This is a genomic window from Halobacteriovorax sp. GB3, assembly GCF_028649655.1.
GTDB lineage: Bacteria > Bdellovibrionota > Bacteriovoracia > Bacteriovoracales > Bacteriovoracaceae > BSW11-IV.
The window spans coordinates 52,774-72,005 of sequence record NZ_JAQSLN010000001.1 but is presented as its reverse complement, the minus strand read 5'-3'; the positions used below and the strand labels follow the sequence as shown (position 1 = coordinate 72,005).

Here is a 19,232-nt window from a genome sequence, read left to right as displayed (position 1 = left end):
AGTTAACCTCGATTTCCCATGAATCCCATTGGAAAGAAAATATTATTTGGATCACACTCCTTTTTTAACAAAGAAAAGACCCTTTTAACAATCTCAGGATAGAAATCCGTAATATATTCTAACTTAATCGTCCCTATTCCATGTTCTGCAAAAGGAGAACCGTTAAGTTTTTGGATTTGCTGGTAAAAGTTCGTTAATAAATCATAGCACTTCTTCTCTTGTTCAGCGCTAAGTAAAAAATTAAAGTGAAGGTGACAGTCTCCAAAATGACCAAAGAGAATTGAATCAATACCTTGTTCATCAAGTCTTCGATAGATATCGATAAGTTCTTCAAATTGATCCGGGTGCACCTGAGCATCCGTCCCCTTTTTTAAAACTCCTCGGCGCGCATTTCTTTCATTGACTGCTCTTGGGATAGAAACGCGAAGTTCGTGACATACATTTCTCGAGACAACTTGAATTGATTCGGTGTCGATCTCTTCAATCAGAGCTAGTTTCTCATAAATCGTTTCTATAAGAGGCTCATCCACTTCAAAAAAAATGAGATCACCATTTTCAAAAGGACGAAGCTCCTTGGGAGCAAAGCTCAGGGAGTTAGCATCGAGTAACTCTGCACAGAGAAGTGACTCTCTATTTGCGTGAGCAAAGTCTAAGAGAATTTTATGCTGTGAAAAGGACTCTTGCCAGCGTGGGGTCTGAATATAAAGAAAATGACTAGTGTGCCTTGGAGCCGTTTTAAAGGCTGCTTTCGTAATGAGGCCAAGTTGCCCCTCTGTTCCGATCATAAGGTCAGTTTCTCTTTCAAAACGCGGATAAGGGGCATTTTTAAGGCCCTCATAGCGTTTCCACTGCTGCTGATAAAGAGATAGTTCTTCTCTGAAAGGTCTTAGTAAACTGAGCTCTAAGAGATCCTTGTTATAATCAAGTCGATGTATTTCGCCATTATTATTCATATATTCAAGCCAAAGGATCTGATCGCGAATAGGGCCATAATGAAAAGTCCTCTCACCAGTTGCCGATGTTGCCAGTCCTGCTAAGACGCAAGCACAATGATCAGTGGGATGCGCCATAATTTCCCGCCCCTTACTTTCAAGATAAACGCTTGCCTCTTGCCAACTTACTGGGCCCTCAACGACAAGAACTCCTTCAGAGAATTCTAATTTCTTTGGCAGTTGAGAGAGATTTAAGATCTTTTGGTTTTCTTTAAGCCCATCAAAGGAAATAACGGTGGAGGTCTTAGAACCGGCAAAAATAAAACTCTCAGCTTTAGATAAAAAGCATTTAATCTCATCTAAGTCTTTAAAATATAGCTCCTTACTCATGAGCACTCCAAGATCTCAGTTCAGCCTAATGAAAATGTTACCTTATCATTTCGCTATTAAGAAAATCTACGTAATATTCTCATCTTTATCTTGACATTTTTGGCCAAGACCATTAATTTTCTTCTTCACAGACTGATACTTTTCGTCAAATTATCTAAGCACTCGTAGCTCAGCTGGATAGAGCATCCGCCTTCTAAGCGGACGGTCGCAGGTTCGAATCCTGCCGAGTGCGCCATTTTTTCCCTTATATTTTTATCATTTTAATCCACTTTTTCTTCAGATTAAGCACTAAATTCCGATAATATATCTACATGAAGCTTTATAAACTCCCCACTTGGGCCCATATCATTATCTTGGGACTGGCCTATCTGATTTCAGGTAAGATCGGATTAATGCTGGCCATTCCACCCGGTTTTGCTACCGCAATTTTTCCTCCTACAGGAATTGCCCTGGCCTATGTCTTTAGCTTTGGCCTGCGCACATTACCAGGAATTTTTCTCGGATCGTTCCTTATGAACGTTCTTGCAACTTTTGAAAATGGAGTTGAGCTAAGTGTAGTAAGCCTCTTTATCGTTCCCTTTTTCATTGGCCTAGGTGCAAGCTTTCAGACATTTTGTACATATAATTTTACAAAGCAATTAATGAAAAGAGAGCTTCCTCTTGTGAAGTTCACCGACATCCTTTCATTTTTAACTCTCGCTGGACCAATTGGTTCATTAATTAATTCTACCATTGGTGTTCTCACACTCTTTCTATTCAACGTTATTAATGAAAATCTGATTATCTACTCTTGGCTCAATTGGTGGGTTGGCGATACCATTGGAGTCATTCTTCTCTTTCCAATCATCTTTTCTTTTCTCTCGCCAAATCAGAAAGTCTGGAAAGAAAGACAAAAGATCATTGTTATACCGATGTTACTTTCTATTCCCCTTTGCTTTGCCATGTACTGGTTTTCTAGCGAAAGAGAATTCGACAATATCAAGGCGAACTTTTCAAAAATTTCTCAAACGGCTCGCTTTAGCCTAGAAAGAGAAATTGATAGCTATGCAAGTAAGCTAGAAGCAGCACGAAATCTCTTCTACTCTTCAGAAGAGGTCTCAAGAAAAGAGTTTAATACTTTTTCCTCGCATATGATTGGTAATGACCAAGGCATTAGGGCCTTAGAATATGCTCCAATAGTAAAAAGAAAAGATATTCCTGCTTTCACTAAAAAGTTAGAAAAAGAATTTAATCACCCTTTTCAAATTAAATACATTGAAAAAGATAATGGCACGAGAGATCTTCATTATATCGTCAATTATATCTATCCAAAACAGGGGAACGAGCAGGCCTTTGGACTAGACCTCGGTTCCCAGAGAACAAGACGCGAGGCCATAGAGTATGCAATTGCTCTTCACTCTCCTTCTGTGACAGAAACCGTACATCTAATTCAGGATGACAAAGAGAGAAATCCGGCCTTTTTACAATTTCTTCCCGTTTACAACGTTAAAGAAAATAGCGAACAGGCAGTAGGCTTGATCATTGGTGTTTTTGATCTCAATATCTTTTTACAAAAGGCCTTCGCTGGAATCGACTACGAGAGTTTTAATATCGATATTTACGATATTACTAATAAAAAGAGCGAATTGATCTACTCTATTAATAAAGAGAAATCCCGTAAGTATGACTCTATTTCAAGCAAGGTTGTTGTTAAATTTTTTAATCGAGACTGGAGAATAGAGCTTCGTCCAACATTGAATTTCATCTCTCAAAAAAGCACTCGTTTTTCATGGCTCGTCCTTGCCCTTGGTTTAAGTATCTCAGGAATACTTGGCGCCTTTCTCTTAGCTTTCTCAGGAAAGAGTCAAGAGATTCAAATGATCGTAGAAAAGAGAACAAATGAACTAAAGAAATCGAATACAAAATTAGAAGAAGCTACAAAGATAAAATCTGATTTTCTTGCGAATATGTCACATGAAATCAGAACTCCAATGAATGGGATTATAGGCGTAACAGAACTTCTTGAAGAACAATTAACAACACCAAAGCAAAAAAATGATCTCAATACCATAAAGCAATCAGCAAAAGATCTACTTGTTATTATTAATGACATCTTAGATCTTTCAAAACTAGAAGCTGGAAAAATTAAAATAAAAGAAGAAACATTCTCTATCAAGCAACTTTCAAAAGAAGTTAAAGAGCTTTATACACCATTAGCACAACAAAAAAAGCTCCGCTTTAATGTTTCAATAGAAGGAGATTCTCAAGATCTCTTCTTTGGTGATAAAACGCGTATCAAGCAAATTCTCAATAACCTAACATCAAATGCACTGAAATTTACGATGCAAGGATCAATTGAAATAAAGATCTTTGTCGATCAAATCATCAATGAAGACTATTACAATATTACTTTTTCCGTAAGAGATACTGGAATTGGTATTGATAAGAACCTTCTCTACAAATTGTTTGCTCCTTTTGAACAACTCAGTTCGGGTGTCTCTAAGAAGTTTCAAGGAACAGGCCTTGGTCTCTCAATATGTAAGAATCTAGTCGATTTGATGGGAGGAAGTATCGCCTATCGTCAAAGACTTGATGTTGCTGGCTCTATTTTTGAATTCACTCTTCCTTTAGATGTATCGACTGATATTGAGCAGATGAAAGAAGAACTAACGAATATTGAACCACAGCAAGAAGATCTATCGAGTCTTCACATCCTAATTGTTGAGGACAATCTGGTTAACCAAAAAATATGTAAGCGCTTTCTTGATAAGTTAAATATTGAAAGTGAAATCGTTGAAAACGGAAAACTTGCCGTTGAGAAAGTTCAGAAACAATTTTTTCATGCGATTCTCATGGATTGCCAAATGCCTGTCATGGATGGTTTCCAAGCGACCAGAGAAATAAAAACAAATATGAAAAATAGTCCTTACATCATTGCCCTAACCGCCAATGCAATGAAAGAAGATCGAGAGAATTGTTACAATGCTGGAATGGATGACTATCTAGCCAAGCCAATCAACAAATTTGAATTAATTAGAGCACTCAATAGGGCCTTAAAGTATAATAGTGTATAAATTCTATGACTCCAGTTATTAGGCGACTAAAAGCTAGGAGATTGCCATTTTTTTCTTTAAAATAACTCAAATTTATCCTTTATTTGGAGTCTATAATGAAAACGAGAATAGAACACGATCTTCTTGGTGAAAAAGAAATACCAGCAGATGCTTACTATGGAATTCACACGCAAAGAGCTATAGACAATTTTGATATCACTCCCATGATTGTTGGGGACTTCCCTCTTTTTGTTCGTGCAATGGTTATGACAAAAAAAGCTGCGGCACTAGCGAATAAAGAATTGGGAACGATTCCAAAAAATATTGCAGATCAAATCATTCACGCTTGTGATTATATTCTTGATAATGAACAAAAATTTTTAAAAGAGTTTAAGACAGACGTTCTTCAAGGAGGAGCAGGTACTTCAGTTAATATGAATACAAATGAAGTTGTCGCAAATGTTGCTCTTGAATTAGCTGGACATGAAAAGGGTCAATATGATTTGATCTCTCCCAATGATCATGTGAATAAATGTCAGTCCACAAATGATGCCTACCCTACAGGCTTTAGAGTAGCTCTTTATTTTCAATGTGACCGTCTCCTTTCAAATCTCGAACTTCTTGTTGCAAGCTTTTCTAAGAAGGGAGAAGAATTCTCAGATATTCTCAAGATGGGTCGTACTCAATTGCAAGACGCTGTTCCAATGTCACTCGGACAGGAATTTGAAGCTTTTGCAGTTAACATGAAAGAAGAGATTAAAACGATTAAACTTATTCGCGAACTCGTTTTAGAAGTGAACCTTGGCGCCACGGCCATTGGTACAGGAATTAATGCCCCAAAAGAATACTCTAAAATAGCAATCAATCACCTAAAAGAAATTACAGGAGCTCCTTTTACTCCTGCAGAAAACCTTGTTGAAGCGACAAGTGATACTGGAGCTTATGTTCTTCTCTCAGGAGCAATAAAAAGAGCTGCGGTTAAGATTTCAAAAATATGTAATGATCTACGTTTACTTTCCTCTGGACCGAGAGCAGGACTTAATGAGATCAATCTTCCTGAAAGACAGGCCGGCTCTTCTATCATGCCAGCAAAAGTGAACCCTGTTATTCCTGAAGTTGTTAATCAAATTGCTTTTAAAGTCATAGGAAACGATTTAACAATTACAATGGCCGCAGAGGCAGGACAATTACAACTAAATGTTATGGAACCAGTACTTGCTAGCTCACTTTTTGAGTCAATCAATCTTCTGGCGAAGGGTTTTGAAATCTTAAAAGAGAGATGTATTGACGGAATTACCGCCAATAAAGAAGTTTGTGAGAAACATGTTATGAATTCAATTGGAATCATTACTTTTTTAAATCCATTTATTGGCCATCACAATGGAGATCGAATTGGAAAGATCTGTGCTCAAACAGGTAAATCGGTACAAGAAGTCGTTCTTGAAGAGAAGCTTATGAGCGAAGAAGAGCTAAAGAAGGTTTTTGATCATAAAAACATGATGAGTCCAGAGTACTTGGCAAAAAGATATAACGATTAAAAAAAGGCCCTTTTAAGGGCCTTTTTTATTCGTGCTTAGCTCTTCTATGTTTTTTCCATTTTTCCTTCCTTCTCTCTTCCATTTTTTCTATAAAGGCCGAAAGCTTCTCTCTTTGCTCAGGAGTTAGAGAAGCATGAAAAACTTGAATCTTTACTCCAATTGTTTTTGTAAATTCTAATTTTTTACTAAAATTCTCTTCCATCCCCTTTACGATTGTATTGACATCAAAATGATCGCTCTTCAGCTCATTTTTCACATCGTCAAATCGATGCTTTCTTCCCTTACTTCTCTTCTCTTTTTCAAGAGAAATGAGCGTCTTTTTTAGGTCTTCAAATTTAACTTTTTGCTCTTTTGTAAGTTCTAATTTTTCAACAACTTTTGCTGAAATTTTCTCAATTCTATCCTCTGGAGCACGACAAGAGATAAGAAATAATAATCCGACAATACTTGTAATCTTTAGTAATTTCATAAGCATCCTCCTTGCTTTTGAATAGTATAAACAAGCTAATTGTAGAGATCTTTTCTACGGTGAAACCTTTTGAATCAATTTGTATCAATTTGTAACGCCTTAATTTATTTAAGATAATCATGCTAAGATAGTATAAAAGAAGGAGTTTATATGACTAAGGCCTTAATAGTAGATGATGACGAAAAGATAGGTCTCCTATTGAAGAAGTTCTTCCTTAGCTTTCAAATTGAAAGTGACTTCTTTAACGACTCTTTAAATGCATTAGAACAATTAAATAAAGAACAATACGACATTATTATTCTCGATCTCATGATGCCAAAGCTCGATGGAATTGAATTTTGTAAGCACGTAAGACAAAACTCAGAGATACCTATTATTATGCTAACTGCTCGTGGTGAACTGACAGACAAAGTATTAGGACTTGAAGTAGGAGCTGACGATTATCTCGCAAAACCGTTTGAACCAAGAGAGCTAGTCGCAAGAATTAAATCAGTTCTTCGCAGAAGCCTAAGTTCAAACAATGATAATGATACAGACTATACAACTCTAGTAAGTAGTGATCTCCTATTAAATCTTAAAACACGTGATGTTCTCCTGGCCGACAATCAATTAAAATTAACATCGATGGAATATGATCTTTTAAAGCACTTCATGGAAAATCCAAACCAAGTATTAACGAGAGATGATCTTATGGATTCATTAAAAGGCGTTGATTGGAATGTTTATGATCGCTCAATAGATATTAATATAAGCCGTCTAAGGAAAAAGCTTGAAGACTCATCTAAAGAGCCTCGCTTTATTAAAACGATTTGGGGAAGTGGCTATATTTTTTCATCAGAGGTCGTTAAAAAATGAAAAGAAACAGTCTCTTCTTTAAAATATTTTTCACTCTATCTATCACTAGTGTTCTGATCTTAGTTGGAGCCTTTAGTTTTATAAAGTTCTTTTACTTACCTGAGCACCTCGAAATGCAAAAGAAAGTTCAAGAAATTAATATTGTTGCTCCATTAATTGAAAAAGAGATGATTTTTCCAATTAATCAAGAAAAACTAGAAGCCGTTGCCAATAAGTACAATGTAAGAATTAGAGTACAGAAAAATAAAACAACGTGGAGTTCGCACTTTAAGATTCCTGACATGTACCATCTTAAAAGAGCCCTTCGTAGAGCAAAAAGAGATAACACGCCTCTTTTTTTTAAAGAGATGAAAATCAAAGGACATCGACTCTTTATACTTCCACAAGATCTACCATTTAAAAAGCCAATACATTTACGCAAAAGCCCTCTATTTATTTTTTCAATCTTTACTATAACAATTTTGGCAATGAGCTTTCTTGTACTCAGAAAAATACTAGGTCCTATAGCGATCCTAAGTAATGCTGTGGAAAGAGTTTCTAAAGGAGATCTTCAGCATAAAATTGATCCCTTAGATATAGATGAATTCAATTATTTAGCAAATGCTTTTAATAATATGTTAGACACAATTCATGGAATGATAGAGGCAAGAAATCAACTTTTAACAGATGTCGCACACGAGTTAAGAACACCACTAACAAGAATGAAATTAACACTTGAGTTTATGGAAGATACTCAAGAAAAAGAAAGTCTCAATGAAGAAATAGAGGAATTAAAATACATTATCGATACAATCCTTGAAACAGAGAGACTCTCAAACTCTGATCTTCTTAAAAAAGAGAGCATTTCTCTTGATCAACTATTTAGTGATCTCAAAGAAAAATTCTCTAATCTGGAGATCCCTTCCAAATCTACAGATACCAAAGTGAATCTAGATAAGGAGAAGATCACTCTCGTTTTAAAGAACTTGATTGAAAATGCCTATAAATACAATCAGAGTACTGGCCCAGTTGTTGGTATTGAGGCTTCAATTAAGAAATCATCACTTGAGATTATTGTATACGACAATGGTCAAGGTTTTGAAGAAGAACAATTAGAAAGAGTCTTTGAGCCTTTTTATCGCATTGATAAATCAAGAAATAAAAAAATTGAAGGCTATGGATTTGGGCTATATATGTGTAAGAAAATTGTTAAGGCCCATAAAGGAAAGATAAAAATTGAAAGTGAAATTCATGTCGGATCAAAAATAAAAATTAGCCTCCCATTGGGAGGCTAATGAAGATTATCTAAGATTTTCAATACATCTGATTTTTGAGAAGTCTGACATTCCCTGTTGTAGACAAGTTTTTACATCTCTAAGTTTCGCTTCTGTTTTTCCAGCAGCTTCGACACAATCGACTTTGTAGAAATCGTGGCTCATAACTTCAGTACATTGTTTTACAATTGGAGCGCTTACTTTCATTTCTTTTACGATATCAACACACTTATTAACATTGTATGAAGAAGAAATATTTTTCTCACAGTGTTGAATTGCTTTTTCGATATTTCCACCATTATCTTGGTCTTCAAGCTTCTTCTTTAGCTCTGCAACCTGCTGCTCAAGTGCAATAACTTGACCCTTAAGAAGGTTATTCTCTCTTTTAAGTTCTCTCACTTCGCTATTATCAGATCTTCTCTCGCAAGCAACAATCTCATCTTGAAGATCCTTTACCTCTTCAATCAATCGAACATTTTTATCTTGGAGATTCCCCACTTTGGTTTGTAAATTCTCTTTTTGATCCTGAAGATTTCCTACTTTCGATTGAAGTTTGTCTTTTTGATCTTGTAAGTTCCCTACTCTCGTTTGAAGATTTCCAACTTTAGATGATAGGTTTGTATTTGTACTTTGTAGATCAAGCATCTGAGATTTCAATGAAGAGTTTTGACTTTCAAGAGTGCTCATCATTCCTCTCATTTGGCCAATTCTCTCATTTTGAGTACGAACTTTTGTTCTACATTCTCTTAATTCTAGAGAATTTGCTTGAGCTGTTGATACTACCATTGGTGCTAATAAAGTTGCTACGACCATTAATCTCTTCATTTGTCTCTCCCTTTTAGTCTTCCTCTAATTTGTTGTTTAAGAGGTACACCCAGAATAATTAAAAAGATACACATTCACGAGAAGATAAAACCGTTACTTCCTTACACTGTAAAAACGATCACTTAAGTTATCAAAGTCCCTTTTTGACACCTTTTTTTTCTGTAATTTTTTCAAAGCGCGTGATCGATAAAAAAAATTGGTTCAAAATGCACCACCTATGAATCCTAGAATCTTGAACGTTGTTTTCACTCTCTCACTTTTAACTGCACCGTCAGTAAGGGCATCTTCTTGCTATCAAAAGGTTAAAGTATTCTCGAGTAAACACTTTCAACAAGAAATTATTCGCGAGCTTACAGCATTGAAGTCCCCTCGTATAAAAAGGGCCCTTCAGTACGCCTATAAAAAGCATCTAGGGGTTTATAGGAAATTTGATGGAAGGCCATATTTTGACCATCCTCTTAGGGTTGCCTACCAAGTTTATAAGCGTGGTGGTTCTCATGATCAAATTATTGCAGCTCTTTTACACGATACTGTCGAAGATACTGATGCAACAATTGCAGAAATAAAAAAACTCTTTGGTGCCCATGTTGCCCGTCTAGTCGATCAATTAACGAGCAATGAAAAGGAATTAGAAAGAGTTGGCAAAAGAATTTATCTTGCAAAGAAGCTCAGTAAAATGGACCCCGAGGCATTTTTTATTAAGCTACTCGACAGATTAGATAATGTATCTGATTTTGATCTTGCACCGGAAGCCTTTGTAAAAAAATACTCAGAAGAAACTTACTTTATTATCTCTAATCTTTATCGTGATATTTCAACACATGATCTGGAAATTTTAAAAGAGATTCGTTTTCGTATCATTAAGGCCAAATACTAAAGAACCCCAGTAGATGACTTATTTGTATGAATGAAAAGTTTCTTTTCTTCACCAGAAAATCTCCAACAATCATCGCCTTCAATTCTCTTTTGGTCACATCTATTTAGGCTTCCATATTTCCAAAACCTTGAACCATCAGCGGGGTAATTTGGTAGTCTTTTTGGTGAACCAATTCCTAGATGAATTGTTTGGCAACCAATTCCGACTTGTAAACTCAAGGGACTCATCTCTTTATACATTTCACAGAGATATTTTTGCGCTTTCATACGGTCTTCTACTGATTTAAAATCGAGATCAAATCCACGCGCATTTCGGTGGTCACTCGTACTAGCTCCACTGACAGCTTTATTGTAACAATTTGGACGCCACCAGTTTCGAAGAAAAATTCCTTTTTTACCATTAGGTCGATCATCATTTATGACCTCTCTAAGTTTCATAGCAACAAGAGCTTGAGCTGCGGCACTTTTCCATCGACATCGATTAGGTAGAAGAGTTTCTAGTCCACATGATTTTGCAGCAGAAGAAGAGAATGGCTTAACCATTTCACGTGCACTGAATTTCTTCGAAACGCCACTATCTGATAAAAAGTCCTGAAATCCTTCTATGCTCGACTTATAGTCATTAGCATCAACTACGACACCACTCGTTTTAGAAATGATTCGATCTAATTCCTCTCGTTCTTGCTCGGTTTGATCTTCACAATTTGGAAAATCCTGTGAGCTTGCTACTTCTCTTTTATTTTCTACATTTTTTAGCTGTGCCTCTTTTCCTTCGAAGTAATGGTGTCCATTGATCCAGGCCAATGATTCCCAATCAAAGTTATATTCTCTTTTCGTTGAGCACGAAGAAAAAAAGACAAGTAAAAGAGTAAAGAATAAGTTTTTCATAGACAATCTCCCGATAGCTTATCGGAAGAATCGTCTATTAAATTAGATCTGCTAAAATTCTATCGAGTTGATTTATCGTAGGAAGATAACGAAATCTTTTAGATCGCAAAAATGAGTCAATATCAAAGTCACCGTTTCCACCAACCCATAAAGAAGTTTTTTTACCGATATGTCTTAGCGTTCTTTCAAGGTAATCATTTAGATCAGTATTCATTGCTGTCACAACCGTTGTTCCAAGAATAACGGCATCAGCTTCAAGAGAACTAGCAGCATCGCCCAGAGCTTCAGGAGGAAGATTAGGACCAAGGTAATAGAAATTGACACCATGATGACAGCAAAGAAGAGAGGCCATCATAATACCAAACTCATGCATTTCATTTTCGGGAGTTGTTAAAAGTACAAGAGCATTCTTCTTTCTTCGTGTTTGATAGCTCTTATAAATTAAGTGACCTATATGAAATTTGAGAATTGATGATAATGCATGCTCTTGTGCAATAGAAAATGTACCTCTTTCTACACGAATTCCCACTTCCTGTAATAAAGGCATAAGGATTTTAAGTGCAAAATCTTTAGGGTTCATCGTAATCATGATTTTTTTAATCTCATGAGAAATGACATCTAGCTTATAAAACTCCAATGCGAGTATAAGATTTTTCAAAGCATCTTGAATGTCTTGCCCCTTAACTTCGTTAACTTTAGGAGATTCGTCGAAATCCTGCTTCCCTAGTTTTTTGAGTATCTCTTTGAGCTCACTTATATTCTTATTAGCAATAGCACCAATATTATTTCCAAGTGAACAGAGATCACTTAACAGCTTGAGCTTTTCAATATCGTCATCACTGTAGAGTCTTCTGCCCGAGTCGTTTCGCGAAGGAACAACAGCACTATATCTTTTCTCCCAGGCCCTTAGCGTATGGACACCAACACCTGAAAGTTTTGAAGCAATTTGAATTGGATACTTAGACATAATTTTTCCTTGTCGTCTTTTAACTAGAATACACGACTTCTCTTCCTGAGTGAAATCTGTCAAACTAGACAAGAATCACACAAATACCTGTTTTTACAAGAACAAAACACTAAAGCATGGCTTCTTGTCTAACTTGTCGAAATATTGTCTAACTATAATTAAACCTCAATCCATCTGCAAATTGCCCTATTCATCCTATAATAAGGAAAAGATTAGGAGGAGCAATGAAAGTTCTCATTACCGGTGCAACGGGATTAGTAGGAAAAGAATTAGCAACTGAACTCATAATAGATGGACACGAGTTAATTATTCTCTCAAGGGATAAAGAGCGTGCAAAAGCTAAGCTCAACTTGCCAGCAGATTATTACAATTGGGAGCCTACGAGCGAATTAGCTCCAAAGGAAGCCGTTCTAAAAGCGGACTGTGTTATCAACTTAATGGGTGAAAACCTTTCCGCTAAAAGATGGTCGAGCAAGCAAAAAGAGAAGATATATAATTCCAGAGTAATTGGAACAAAGAATCTCGTTCAATCAATCAATGATCATAGAGACACTCCACTTGAAGTCTTTATTTCTACGTCGGCCATTGGTATTTATAAGGCCAATACAAATAAACCACTTGATGAAGACTCCGCTCATGGAGATGATTTTCTAGCAAAGGTCTGTATCGATTGGGAAAATGCTTCTAAAAATGTAAATGCAAAAAGAATCTTTAACCCGAGACTAGGCGTTGTCATAGCCCCAAATGATGGCATGATGGCCCAAGTCCTTCCTCTTTTTCGAATGGGATTAGGTGGACCAATAGGTCTTGGAAAGCAGATGATGAGTTGGATTCATGTTGAAGACCTTGTAAAAATATACAAACAAGCCTTGAGTGATAAACAATTTAAAGGCGCATTCAATGCTGTTGCTCCACAGGCCGTAACAAATGCAAAATTCTCTAAAGCGTTGTCAAAGGCCATTGGAATTCCAAATTACTTTATAGCACCTCCTTTTATGCTAAAACTTGTCTTTGGTGAGATGTCACAACTTATGCTTGATAGTGTACATGTAAGAGCACTCGCCCTTGAAAAAGAGTCTTTCAAATTTAACTATCCTACAATTGAATCTGCAATGGAAGATGTATGTAATGGTACAGTGAAAGAGGCTCAATACATTTCACGACCTATCGATGAAATTATAAGTTTCTTCAGAACGCCAGAGAACTTATCTAAACTCACACCAAAAGAGATGAATTTTAAGATGCTAGAAGATTCAGATCGCGAGGTAAAAGATAAGGCAATCTTTAACTATCAATTTAGTAAATACGGGTTTCCTATGAAATGGCAAAGCCGTATCGAGGATGATGAGAACGAAGCCATTTTTGTCGACATTCAAACAAAAGGACCTTATAAAAAGTGGGTTCATACACATGAATTTCACTCATCAAAGAATGGAACACTTATTTTAGATAAGGTTAAATACAACATGCCTTTTGGGATTCTAGGAAATTTAGCATTCCCGATTGTTCAAAAAGATATCAGCAGAATATTTGAATACAGAAAAAAGGCCCTTAATGAAATTTTCAGATAATATAGTATGGCTTAGAAGAGACTTAAGACTTGATGACAATACTGCACTGAGTGCAGCTCTTTCTGCTTCAGGGAAGACGACAGTTATTTTTATTTTTGATAAGAGAATCTTAGATAAGATTAAAAATAAAGAGGATCGCAGAATATCTTTTATCTACGACGCTCTAGAAGAAATAGAAAAGAAATTACAAGAATATGGAAGTTCTCTTAGAATTTTTTATGGTGATCCTGTTGCAATCGTTCCTAAAATAATGAGCTCAAATGAGACCAAAAGTCTTTTTTTCAATAGAGACTATGAACCTTATGCACTCAAAAGGGATACGACCGTTCAAAAGAAAGTCCTCGACCTTGGTAAGGAAGTAAAAAACTATAGAGATCATGTGATCTTTGAAAGAAGAGATCTCTTGAAATCAGATGGTACTCCCTACAAAGTTTTTACTCCCTACTCAAGGGCATGGAAAGCATTACTAGAAAGAGAATCATCAAGAACAAAGAAATTTAAAATAAATCTCGAAAATCTCCATCAGTATAAGAATAGTGAATCACTTTTGCATAAAGATTGGATGAATGAAATATCTTTCGATTATATGGAACATCCATTTCTCCCAGGAACAAGAGCAGAAGCACTTAAAACACTAAAGCAGTTTAGAAAAAAAATTGAAAAATATGATATCGACAGGGATTATCCTGAGCGAGAGGGAACATCAGGAATCTCTCCTTATCTGCGATTTGGCCAAGTATCCATTCGAGAAGCTCTCAAAGAAGCACGATCGGGATCCAGTGCCGGTCATGCTAGTTGGGAAAACGAGCTCATATGGAGAGAGTTTTACCAAATGATTCTCTTCAATTTTCCACACGTTGAAAAACGACCATTCAAGTTAGATTATGAAAAGCTCGATTGGAAAAAAGATAATAAGCTTATCAAAAGTTGGAAAGAAGGAAATACAGGTGTCCCTATTGTTGATGCAGCGATGAGAGAGCTCAATCAATTTGGAACAATGCCAAATCGACTAAGAATGGTTACCGCGAGTTATTTTTGTAAAATCTTAATGCAAGACTGGAGAATTGGAGAAGAGTATTTTGCACAAAAACTAATGGACTTCGATCTTGCTGCAAATAATGGCGGTTGGCAGTGGTCATCCTCTACAGGTTGTGATGCCGCACCTTATTTTAGAATTTTTAATCCATACAACCAATCAAAGAAATTTGATCCTGATGGAGCTTATATTAAAAGCTTCTGTCCAGAGCTTAAGAACTACGAAAAGAAAGAAATACATAGACCAGATGAAGTTCCCGCTCTTGAACAGGAAATGAAAGGCTGCCTAATAGGGAGAGACTACCCTTCTCCAATCGTTGATTACAAATCTAAAAGAGAAGAGTGTCTCATTTTTTATAAGTCTATTAAATAAAGCGTCTCAGTGACAATGACTCAGGATATGGATCAAATAAACATTGGTCGCTGAGATAACTCATATCATATTTCGTCGTTAAAAATCTTAGAATCTCAAGAGGAATCGTCATTGGAACCCTTCCTCTCTTATAGTCATCAACAACATTTAAAATGTGCTTCTTTTCCTTAGGATCTAAGACTTTCTTAAAATAGCCATAAATATGCTGAAGAGTACTATAGATCTGACCTTGAGGAGCGGGTTCACTAAGAGTTCTAGAAAAAAGTTCAAAATATTCTAAGTAAAGCTTAGAGAAGTCTTCCTTGCCTCCTTTTGAACAAATTCGACCTAATTCACTAACACGTGAATGTTTATAGCACATAATAAGATACTTATTTTTTGCATGAAACTCTTGAAGTGCACTTATTTTCGGCTCAATCGTTTTCAATCGATGAAGAGCAAAGAGATGAGTAACAAAGTGTTCTCTAAGTCGATAATCATTCAACCTTCCCTCATCAATGAAAGCACAATCTGAATACTCTTCTCTAAGGGCCTTTGCAAAAAGACCTACTGAAGACTTATCTGGATGACCTGTCTTAGTATTATAGACCTTTACTCTCTCAAGACCACAACTTGGAGATTTAGATTTCAAAATAAAACCATCGACAGATTTTCCGTGCTTAACAACCTCAGGAATAGTATCAAATGCGGACTTTGTATGTTCGCCGCTCCCTTTAGATTCAACAACACGAATTTCATCAGTTCCAGAATGAACTAATCGAATTGTTTTTCTTGGTACGCCAAGTCCCATCATCATTTCTGGGCAAACTTTTTGGATATTAACATGCTTGGAGAGGCTATGTACAAGCCACTTACAACTGGCCCCTGTACTATTCCACCTAACAGCATCACCCATCAAGCAAGAACTCACTAAAATTGTCGGTTTATTCCTATCTAAGACATCTTTCATTTTAATTCACACTTCCTTTAAAGACCTTTGAGTTGTTTGGCTTAATTAATGTCATCTGGACATCTGAAATATTTCGAGTATTAAAAGCAGCTTCGCAATAACAAAGATAATAAATCCATTTACGCTTAAATGTCTCATCAAAACCGAGATCTTTAATTTGCGTCCAATTTTTTAAAAAGTCTCCTCTCCATAACTTAAGAGTCTTTCCATAATCGAGGCCAATATCTCGAAGCGAATACATATGAAAATTCGTCTTAGAGAATGCTTTATTCATCGCACCTATTGAAGGTAATAAAGACCCAGGAAAAATATGCTTTTGTATCCAGTCGACTCCTTTTACAAATGAGTCATAACGTGAGTCAGGGCTTGTGATGACTTGTATAGACAGAAGTCCATCTGGAGCGAGTAGATCATCACACTTTTCAAAAAAAGCCGGTAAAAACTCATCGCCAACGGCTTCTAGCATTTCTATAGATACAATTTTATCGTACTTTCCCTTCAGATCTCTATAGTCACAGAACTCTAGTTTCACTCTAGATTCGAGCCCCTCTCTTACCATTCTTTCCTGGGCATACTTCAATTGTTCATTTGAAATCGTCACACCATGAAGTGTAATATTGTTTCTTTTTGCAGCGTAGCTTGCAAACCCGCCCCAACCGCAGCCAATTTCAAGAACATGATCTCCATCCTTTAAATCGAGATCTTGGCAAAGCTTCTCATACTTAAGTAACTGAGAATCCTTAAGAGATGATGCTCCTTCAAATATACCACAAGAGTATGTCATTGTTTCATCAAGCATCAATTCGTAAAAGGAATTACTTAGATCATAGTGATATGAAATATTCTCCTGACTCCCCTTCTTTGAGTTACGATTTAAAAAGTGAGTTATTTTATTTGTTGCTTGGAGAAGGTTCATCATTCCTGCACTAACTTTCGAACCAGATGCAAGACCTAGTTTTTCAATATTGAGAATCAACCACTCCACAACCTTTGTCAGATCACTCGTAGACCAATCTCCATCGACATATGACTCACCAAAACCAATATCTCCAGAAAGAAAACACTTTTTAAAGAAGCTGTCATTATGAATGGTAATATCACAGTGAACACCATCGCCATCACCAATAAAGAGAGTTGTTCCATTAGAAAATGTAAGTCTTAGTTGACCTTTATCAAGCCTTTCTAATAAAGAAATAACTATTTTCTTCGAGAAAGAGCTTTTATGTTTAATCATTTCTAATTTATTTTGATTCAGTTTTTCCATATCTGAGCACCTTGTTGCAGATCCTGATGATCTGTCTTTTTAAAATATTTAATGCCCTTTAAAAAAAGGACTAAAGCATGAAAATGAATGAGAAAGATAATTTTCAACGTATTAAAGGGATAAATGAGAGTGAATTTCAACAAATTTAAAAATGTTAGTTCAAATTTTTGCCCTCTCATCATGGCCTTTAAAACAAGTTTTTTTTCACAAAAGTCATCAATATTGATTAAAATATCTTCTTCTGTTTCTTTATATGAAAAGACAAAATCACTATCCATTTGTATAAAAGGAGACACATAAAAGAGTTTCTTTGTTGAGACATCGAAACCTTTATCATTAAAGTTTTCTGGTGGGACAATAAAAGGCTTAATCTCATTAAATGTATTTCCCACTTGAATGATGGCCAATTGCTCCCCACTTTGAAGATCAATCAGAAAAAAAGATACGGGATTAAATACGTAGCCTAGAAAAGATAGATTCGTAATAAGAGAGATCGAGCAGACATCACCAAACCCCTTACTTTTTATGTAATTTTCTACTTTGTTCTTAAGAGTATGGCCGTGAAATTTGAGATGTTCGCTCTCAAAAAAGCTATAGAGAGAGAATCGATTGATTCTAATTAATGGAATTTCTTTTTCTATTAACTCCAACTCGTCCAAGTCCAACTTGAACCAAAAATACGATGCCTTAAATTCATATTTTTTAGGAATAAAACGTTTATGAATAACTGTACTTCTAACCAAGCAAGATTTCATAGAACCTCTCGCCCAAGGATTGATGAGCATAACCGAACAGCAGATAAAATCCCATCTTCATGGAAACCATAGCGAGTCCAGGCTCCACAATATTTTATTCTGTTCTTTTCTTGATTGAGAATTTTGAAAACATCTTCTTGCGAACGAACGGCTTCGATATCAAAAACAGGATGTTCATAGGCAATCTGACTAATGATCATCGATGGATCGACATACTGCTCACCATTTATATTAATAAAGAACGAATCAGGATGGTTTATTTTTTGAAGAGAATTCATATAGTAAACAGTAAAAGCAGATCCCTTCTCCTTAGTTACATAATTCCATGAAGACCAATTTTCTTTTAACTTTGGCATGATGGAATGATCAGTATGAATTGTTGCCATATTTTTTTGATATTTAAAGGCAGATAAAATACGAAGTTCATCGACTGTTGGATTCTTTCTCATCTTTAAACTTTGATCGGCATGGGATGCCATAATCACATAATCAAATGTAGAATGACCTGAGCGAGAAGTGATTTCCACTTGATCATCTTTTAATAGCACTTCAAGAACTTCATCTTCGACTTTAATCTGATCAATAAAAGAATTAATTAACTTATCTCGATAACTCTTGGAACCACCTGTAATTGTCTTCCATTGATGTTGAGTATTAAGTCCCATGAAGCCATGATTAAAGAAGAATCGAACCAACGATTGGATAGGAAATTTTAGCATTTTCTCTGCAGGAGTTGACCAAACAGCAGAAGACATAGGTATCAAAAAAAGATGAAGAAACTCTTCCCCTAACTTCCAGTCCTCTACAAACTCTGCAACAGTCATTCCATCGTACTTACTATCTGCTAAGATTGAAGGTGCTTTTTGATTAAATTTATTAATATTGAGAATCATTTTGTAGTGTGAAGGTCTCACGAGATTTTTTCGTTGTGAAAATAATCCATTCAAGCTAGAACCATTATACTCAATACCCATAGGTTCATTAAAGACAGAAAAGCTCATTGAAGTATCATAATAATCTACCTCTAATTTTTTAAAGAGTTTTATAAGATTAGGGTAAGTCACTTCATTGAATACCATAAAACCAGTATCAAAAGAAATTTCATCACCTCTATAATCGAAGCTAACTGTATTGGTATGACCACCAATTCGTGCATCTTTTTCAAAAACAGTAATATCGAATTCGTCTTTTAGAAAATAGGCGCTGGCCATGCCAGCAATACCCGTTCCAACGATTGCCAATCTCTTTTTCATAGACTTC

The 19,232-nt window shown here is 35.9% G+C and carries 16 protein-coding genes and 1 tRNA gene; 8 read left to right on the top strand and 9 right to left on the bottom strand.

Going from position 1 to position 19,232, the window contains the following annotated elements; genetic code table 11:
* Positions 1-2: 2 nt before the first annotated feature.
* A complete protein-coding gene (locus tag HBN50_RS00330; protein WP_273867012.1) occupies positions 3-1,322 on the bottom strand; it encodes an FAD-binding oxidoreductase in 1,320 nt (439 codons plus the stop codon).
* Between the two features lie 158 nt (positions 1,323-1,480).
* Here HBN50_RS00330 and HBN50_RS00325 point away from each other — a divergent pair.
* The 3 genes from HBN50_RS00325 (at position 1,481) to aspA (ending at position 5,892) form a co-directional block, all read left to right on the top strand.
* Positions 1,481-1,557 (top strand) — tRNA-Arg (locus tag HBN50_RS00325).
* 76 nt (positions 1,558-1,633) lie between these two features.
* Positions 1,634-4,375 carry a CHASE domain-containing protein gene (locus HBN50_RS00320; protein WP_273867010.1) on the top strand — a complete coding sequence of 914 codons (2,742 nt, stop codon included), beginning with the start codon at positions 1,634-1,636 and terminating at the stop codon, positions 4,373-4,375.
* A gap of 95 nt (positions 4,376-4,470) precedes the next feature.
* Positions 4,471-5,892, top strand: a complete 1,422-nt coding sequence (gene aspA / locus HBN50_RS00315; protein WP_273867009.1) for an aspartate ammonia-lyase — start codon at positions 4,471-4,473, stop codon at positions 5,890-5,892.
* Positions 5,893-5,917: 25 nt separating this feature from the next.
* Here the strand turns inward: aspA and HBN50_RS00310 are convergent, their stop codons facing one another.
* Positions 5,918-6,361 (bottom strand): Spy/CpxP family protein refolding chaperone, encoded by a 444-nt coding sequence (locus HBN50_RS00310; RefSeq protein WP_273867008.1) that lies wholly within the window; start codon positions 6,359-6,361, stop codon positions 5,918-5,920.
* A gap of 150 nt (positions 6,362-6,511) precedes the next feature.
* Between HBN50_RS00310 and HBN50_RS00305 the strand changes: the two genes are divergently transcribed.
* Both HBN50_RS00305 and HBN50_RS00300 read left to right on the top strand, forming a co-directional pair.
* Positions 6,512-7,216, top strand: coding sequence for a response regulator (locus HBN50_RS00305; RefSeq protein WP_273867007.1), 705 nt, complete (start codon positions 6,512-6,514; stop codon positions 7,214-7,216).
* Positions 7,213-8,490 carry a sensor histidine kinase gene (locus HBN50_RS00300; protein ID WP_273867004.1) on the top strand — a complete coding sequence of 426 codons (1,278 nt, stop codon included), beginning with the start codon at positions 7,213-7,215 and terminating at the stop codon, positions 8,488-8,490. The genes HBN50_RS00305 and HBN50_RS00300 overlap by 4 nt, the downstream gene beginning before the upstream one ends.
* Positions 8,491-8,496: 6 nt before the next feature.
* Here the strand turns inward: HBN50_RS00300 and HBN50_RS00295 are convergent, their stop codons facing one another.
* A complete protein-coding gene (locus HBN50_RS00295; protein WP_273867002.1) occupies positions 8,497-9,294 on the bottom strand; it encodes a hypothetical protein in 798 nt (265 codons plus the stop codon).
* A 217-nt stretch (positions 9,295-9,511) separates the two neighbouring features.
* Between HBN50_RS00295 and HBN50_RS00290 the strand changes: the two genes are divergently transcribed.
* Entirely contained in the window at positions 9,512-10,171 is a 660-nt protein-coding gene (locus HBN50_RS00290) for an HD domain-containing protein (RefSeq protein ID WP_273867001.1), read from the top strand.
* On the opposite strand, the gene HBN50_RS00285 is transcribed toward HBN50_RS00290, so the two are convergent.
* Positions 10,168-11,058, bottom strand: a complete 891-nt coding sequence (locus HBN50_RS00285) for a hypothetical protein (protein WP_273867000.1) — start codon at positions 11,056-11,058, stop codon at positions 10,168-10,170. The two genes, HBN50_RS00290 and HBN50_RS00285, sit on opposite strands and share 4 nt — an antisense overlap.
* Positions 11,059-11,095: 37 nt before the next feature.
* The gene (locus tag HBN50_RS00280) at positions 11,096-12,025 is read right to left on the bottom strand and encodes a MerR family transcriptional regulator (RefSeq protein ID WP_273866999.1); all 930 of its coding nucleotides are present in this window, start codon (positions 12,023-12,025) and stop codon (positions 11,096-11,098) included.
* Positions 12,026-12,249: 224 nt separating this feature from the next.
* On the opposite strand from HBN50_RS00280, the gene HBN50_RS00275 reads away from it, so the two are divergent.
* Positions 12,250-13,596 carry a TIGR01777 family oxidoreductase gene (locus HBN50_RS00275; protein ID WP_273866997.1) on the top strand — a complete coding sequence of 449 codons (1,347 nt, stop codon included), beginning with the start codon at positions 12,250-12,252 and terminating at the stop codon, positions 13,594-13,596.
* Positions 13,580-15,004, top strand: a complete 1,425-nt coding sequence (locus HBN50_RS00270; protein WP_273866995.1) for a cryptochrome/photolyase family protein — start codon at positions 13,580-13,582, stop codon at positions 15,002-15,004. The genes HBN50_RS00275 and HBN50_RS00270 overlap by 17 nt, the downstream gene beginning before the upstream one ends.
* On the opposite strand, the gene HBN50_RS00265 is transcribed toward HBN50_RS00270, so the two are convergent.
* Genes HBN50_RS00265 through HBN50_RS00250 form a run of 4 tightly spaced genes read right to left on the bottom strand, consistent with a single transcriptional unit; the run spans position 14,997 to position 19,225 of the window.
* On the bottom strand, positions 14,997-15,953 hold the full coding sequence (locus HBN50_RS00265) for a DUF523 and DUF1722 domain-containing protein (protein ID WP_273866993.1): 957 nt from the start codon (positions 15,951-15,953) through the stop codon (positions 14,997-14,999). The genes HBN50_RS00270 and HBN50_RS00265 overlap by 8 nt on opposite strands.
* 1 nt (position 15,954) lies before the next feature.
* Positions 15,955-17,217 (bottom strand): class I SAM-dependent methyltransferase, encoded by a 1,263-nt coding sequence (locus HBN50_RS00260; protein WP_273866991.1) that lies wholly within the window; start codon positions 17,215-17,217, stop codon positions 15,955-15,957.
* A complete protein-coding gene (locus HBN50_RS00255) occupies positions 17,205-17,972 on the bottom strand; it encodes a DUF1365 domain-containing protein (protein ID WP_273866989.1) in 768 nt (255 codons plus the stop codon). The genes HBN50_RS00260 and HBN50_RS00255 overlap by 13 nt, the downstream gene beginning before the upstream one ends.
* Positions 17,969-19,225 carry an NAD(P)/FAD-dependent oxidoreductase gene (locus tag HBN50_RS00250; RefSeq protein WP_273866986.1) on the bottom strand — a complete coding sequence of 419 codons (1,257 nt, stop codon included), beginning with the start codon at positions 19,223-19,225 and terminating at the stop codon, positions 17,969-17,971. The genes HBN50_RS00255 and HBN50_RS00250 overlap by 4 nt, the downstream gene beginning before the upstream one ends.
* Between the last annotated feature and the right edge of the window lie 7 nt (positions 19,226-19,232).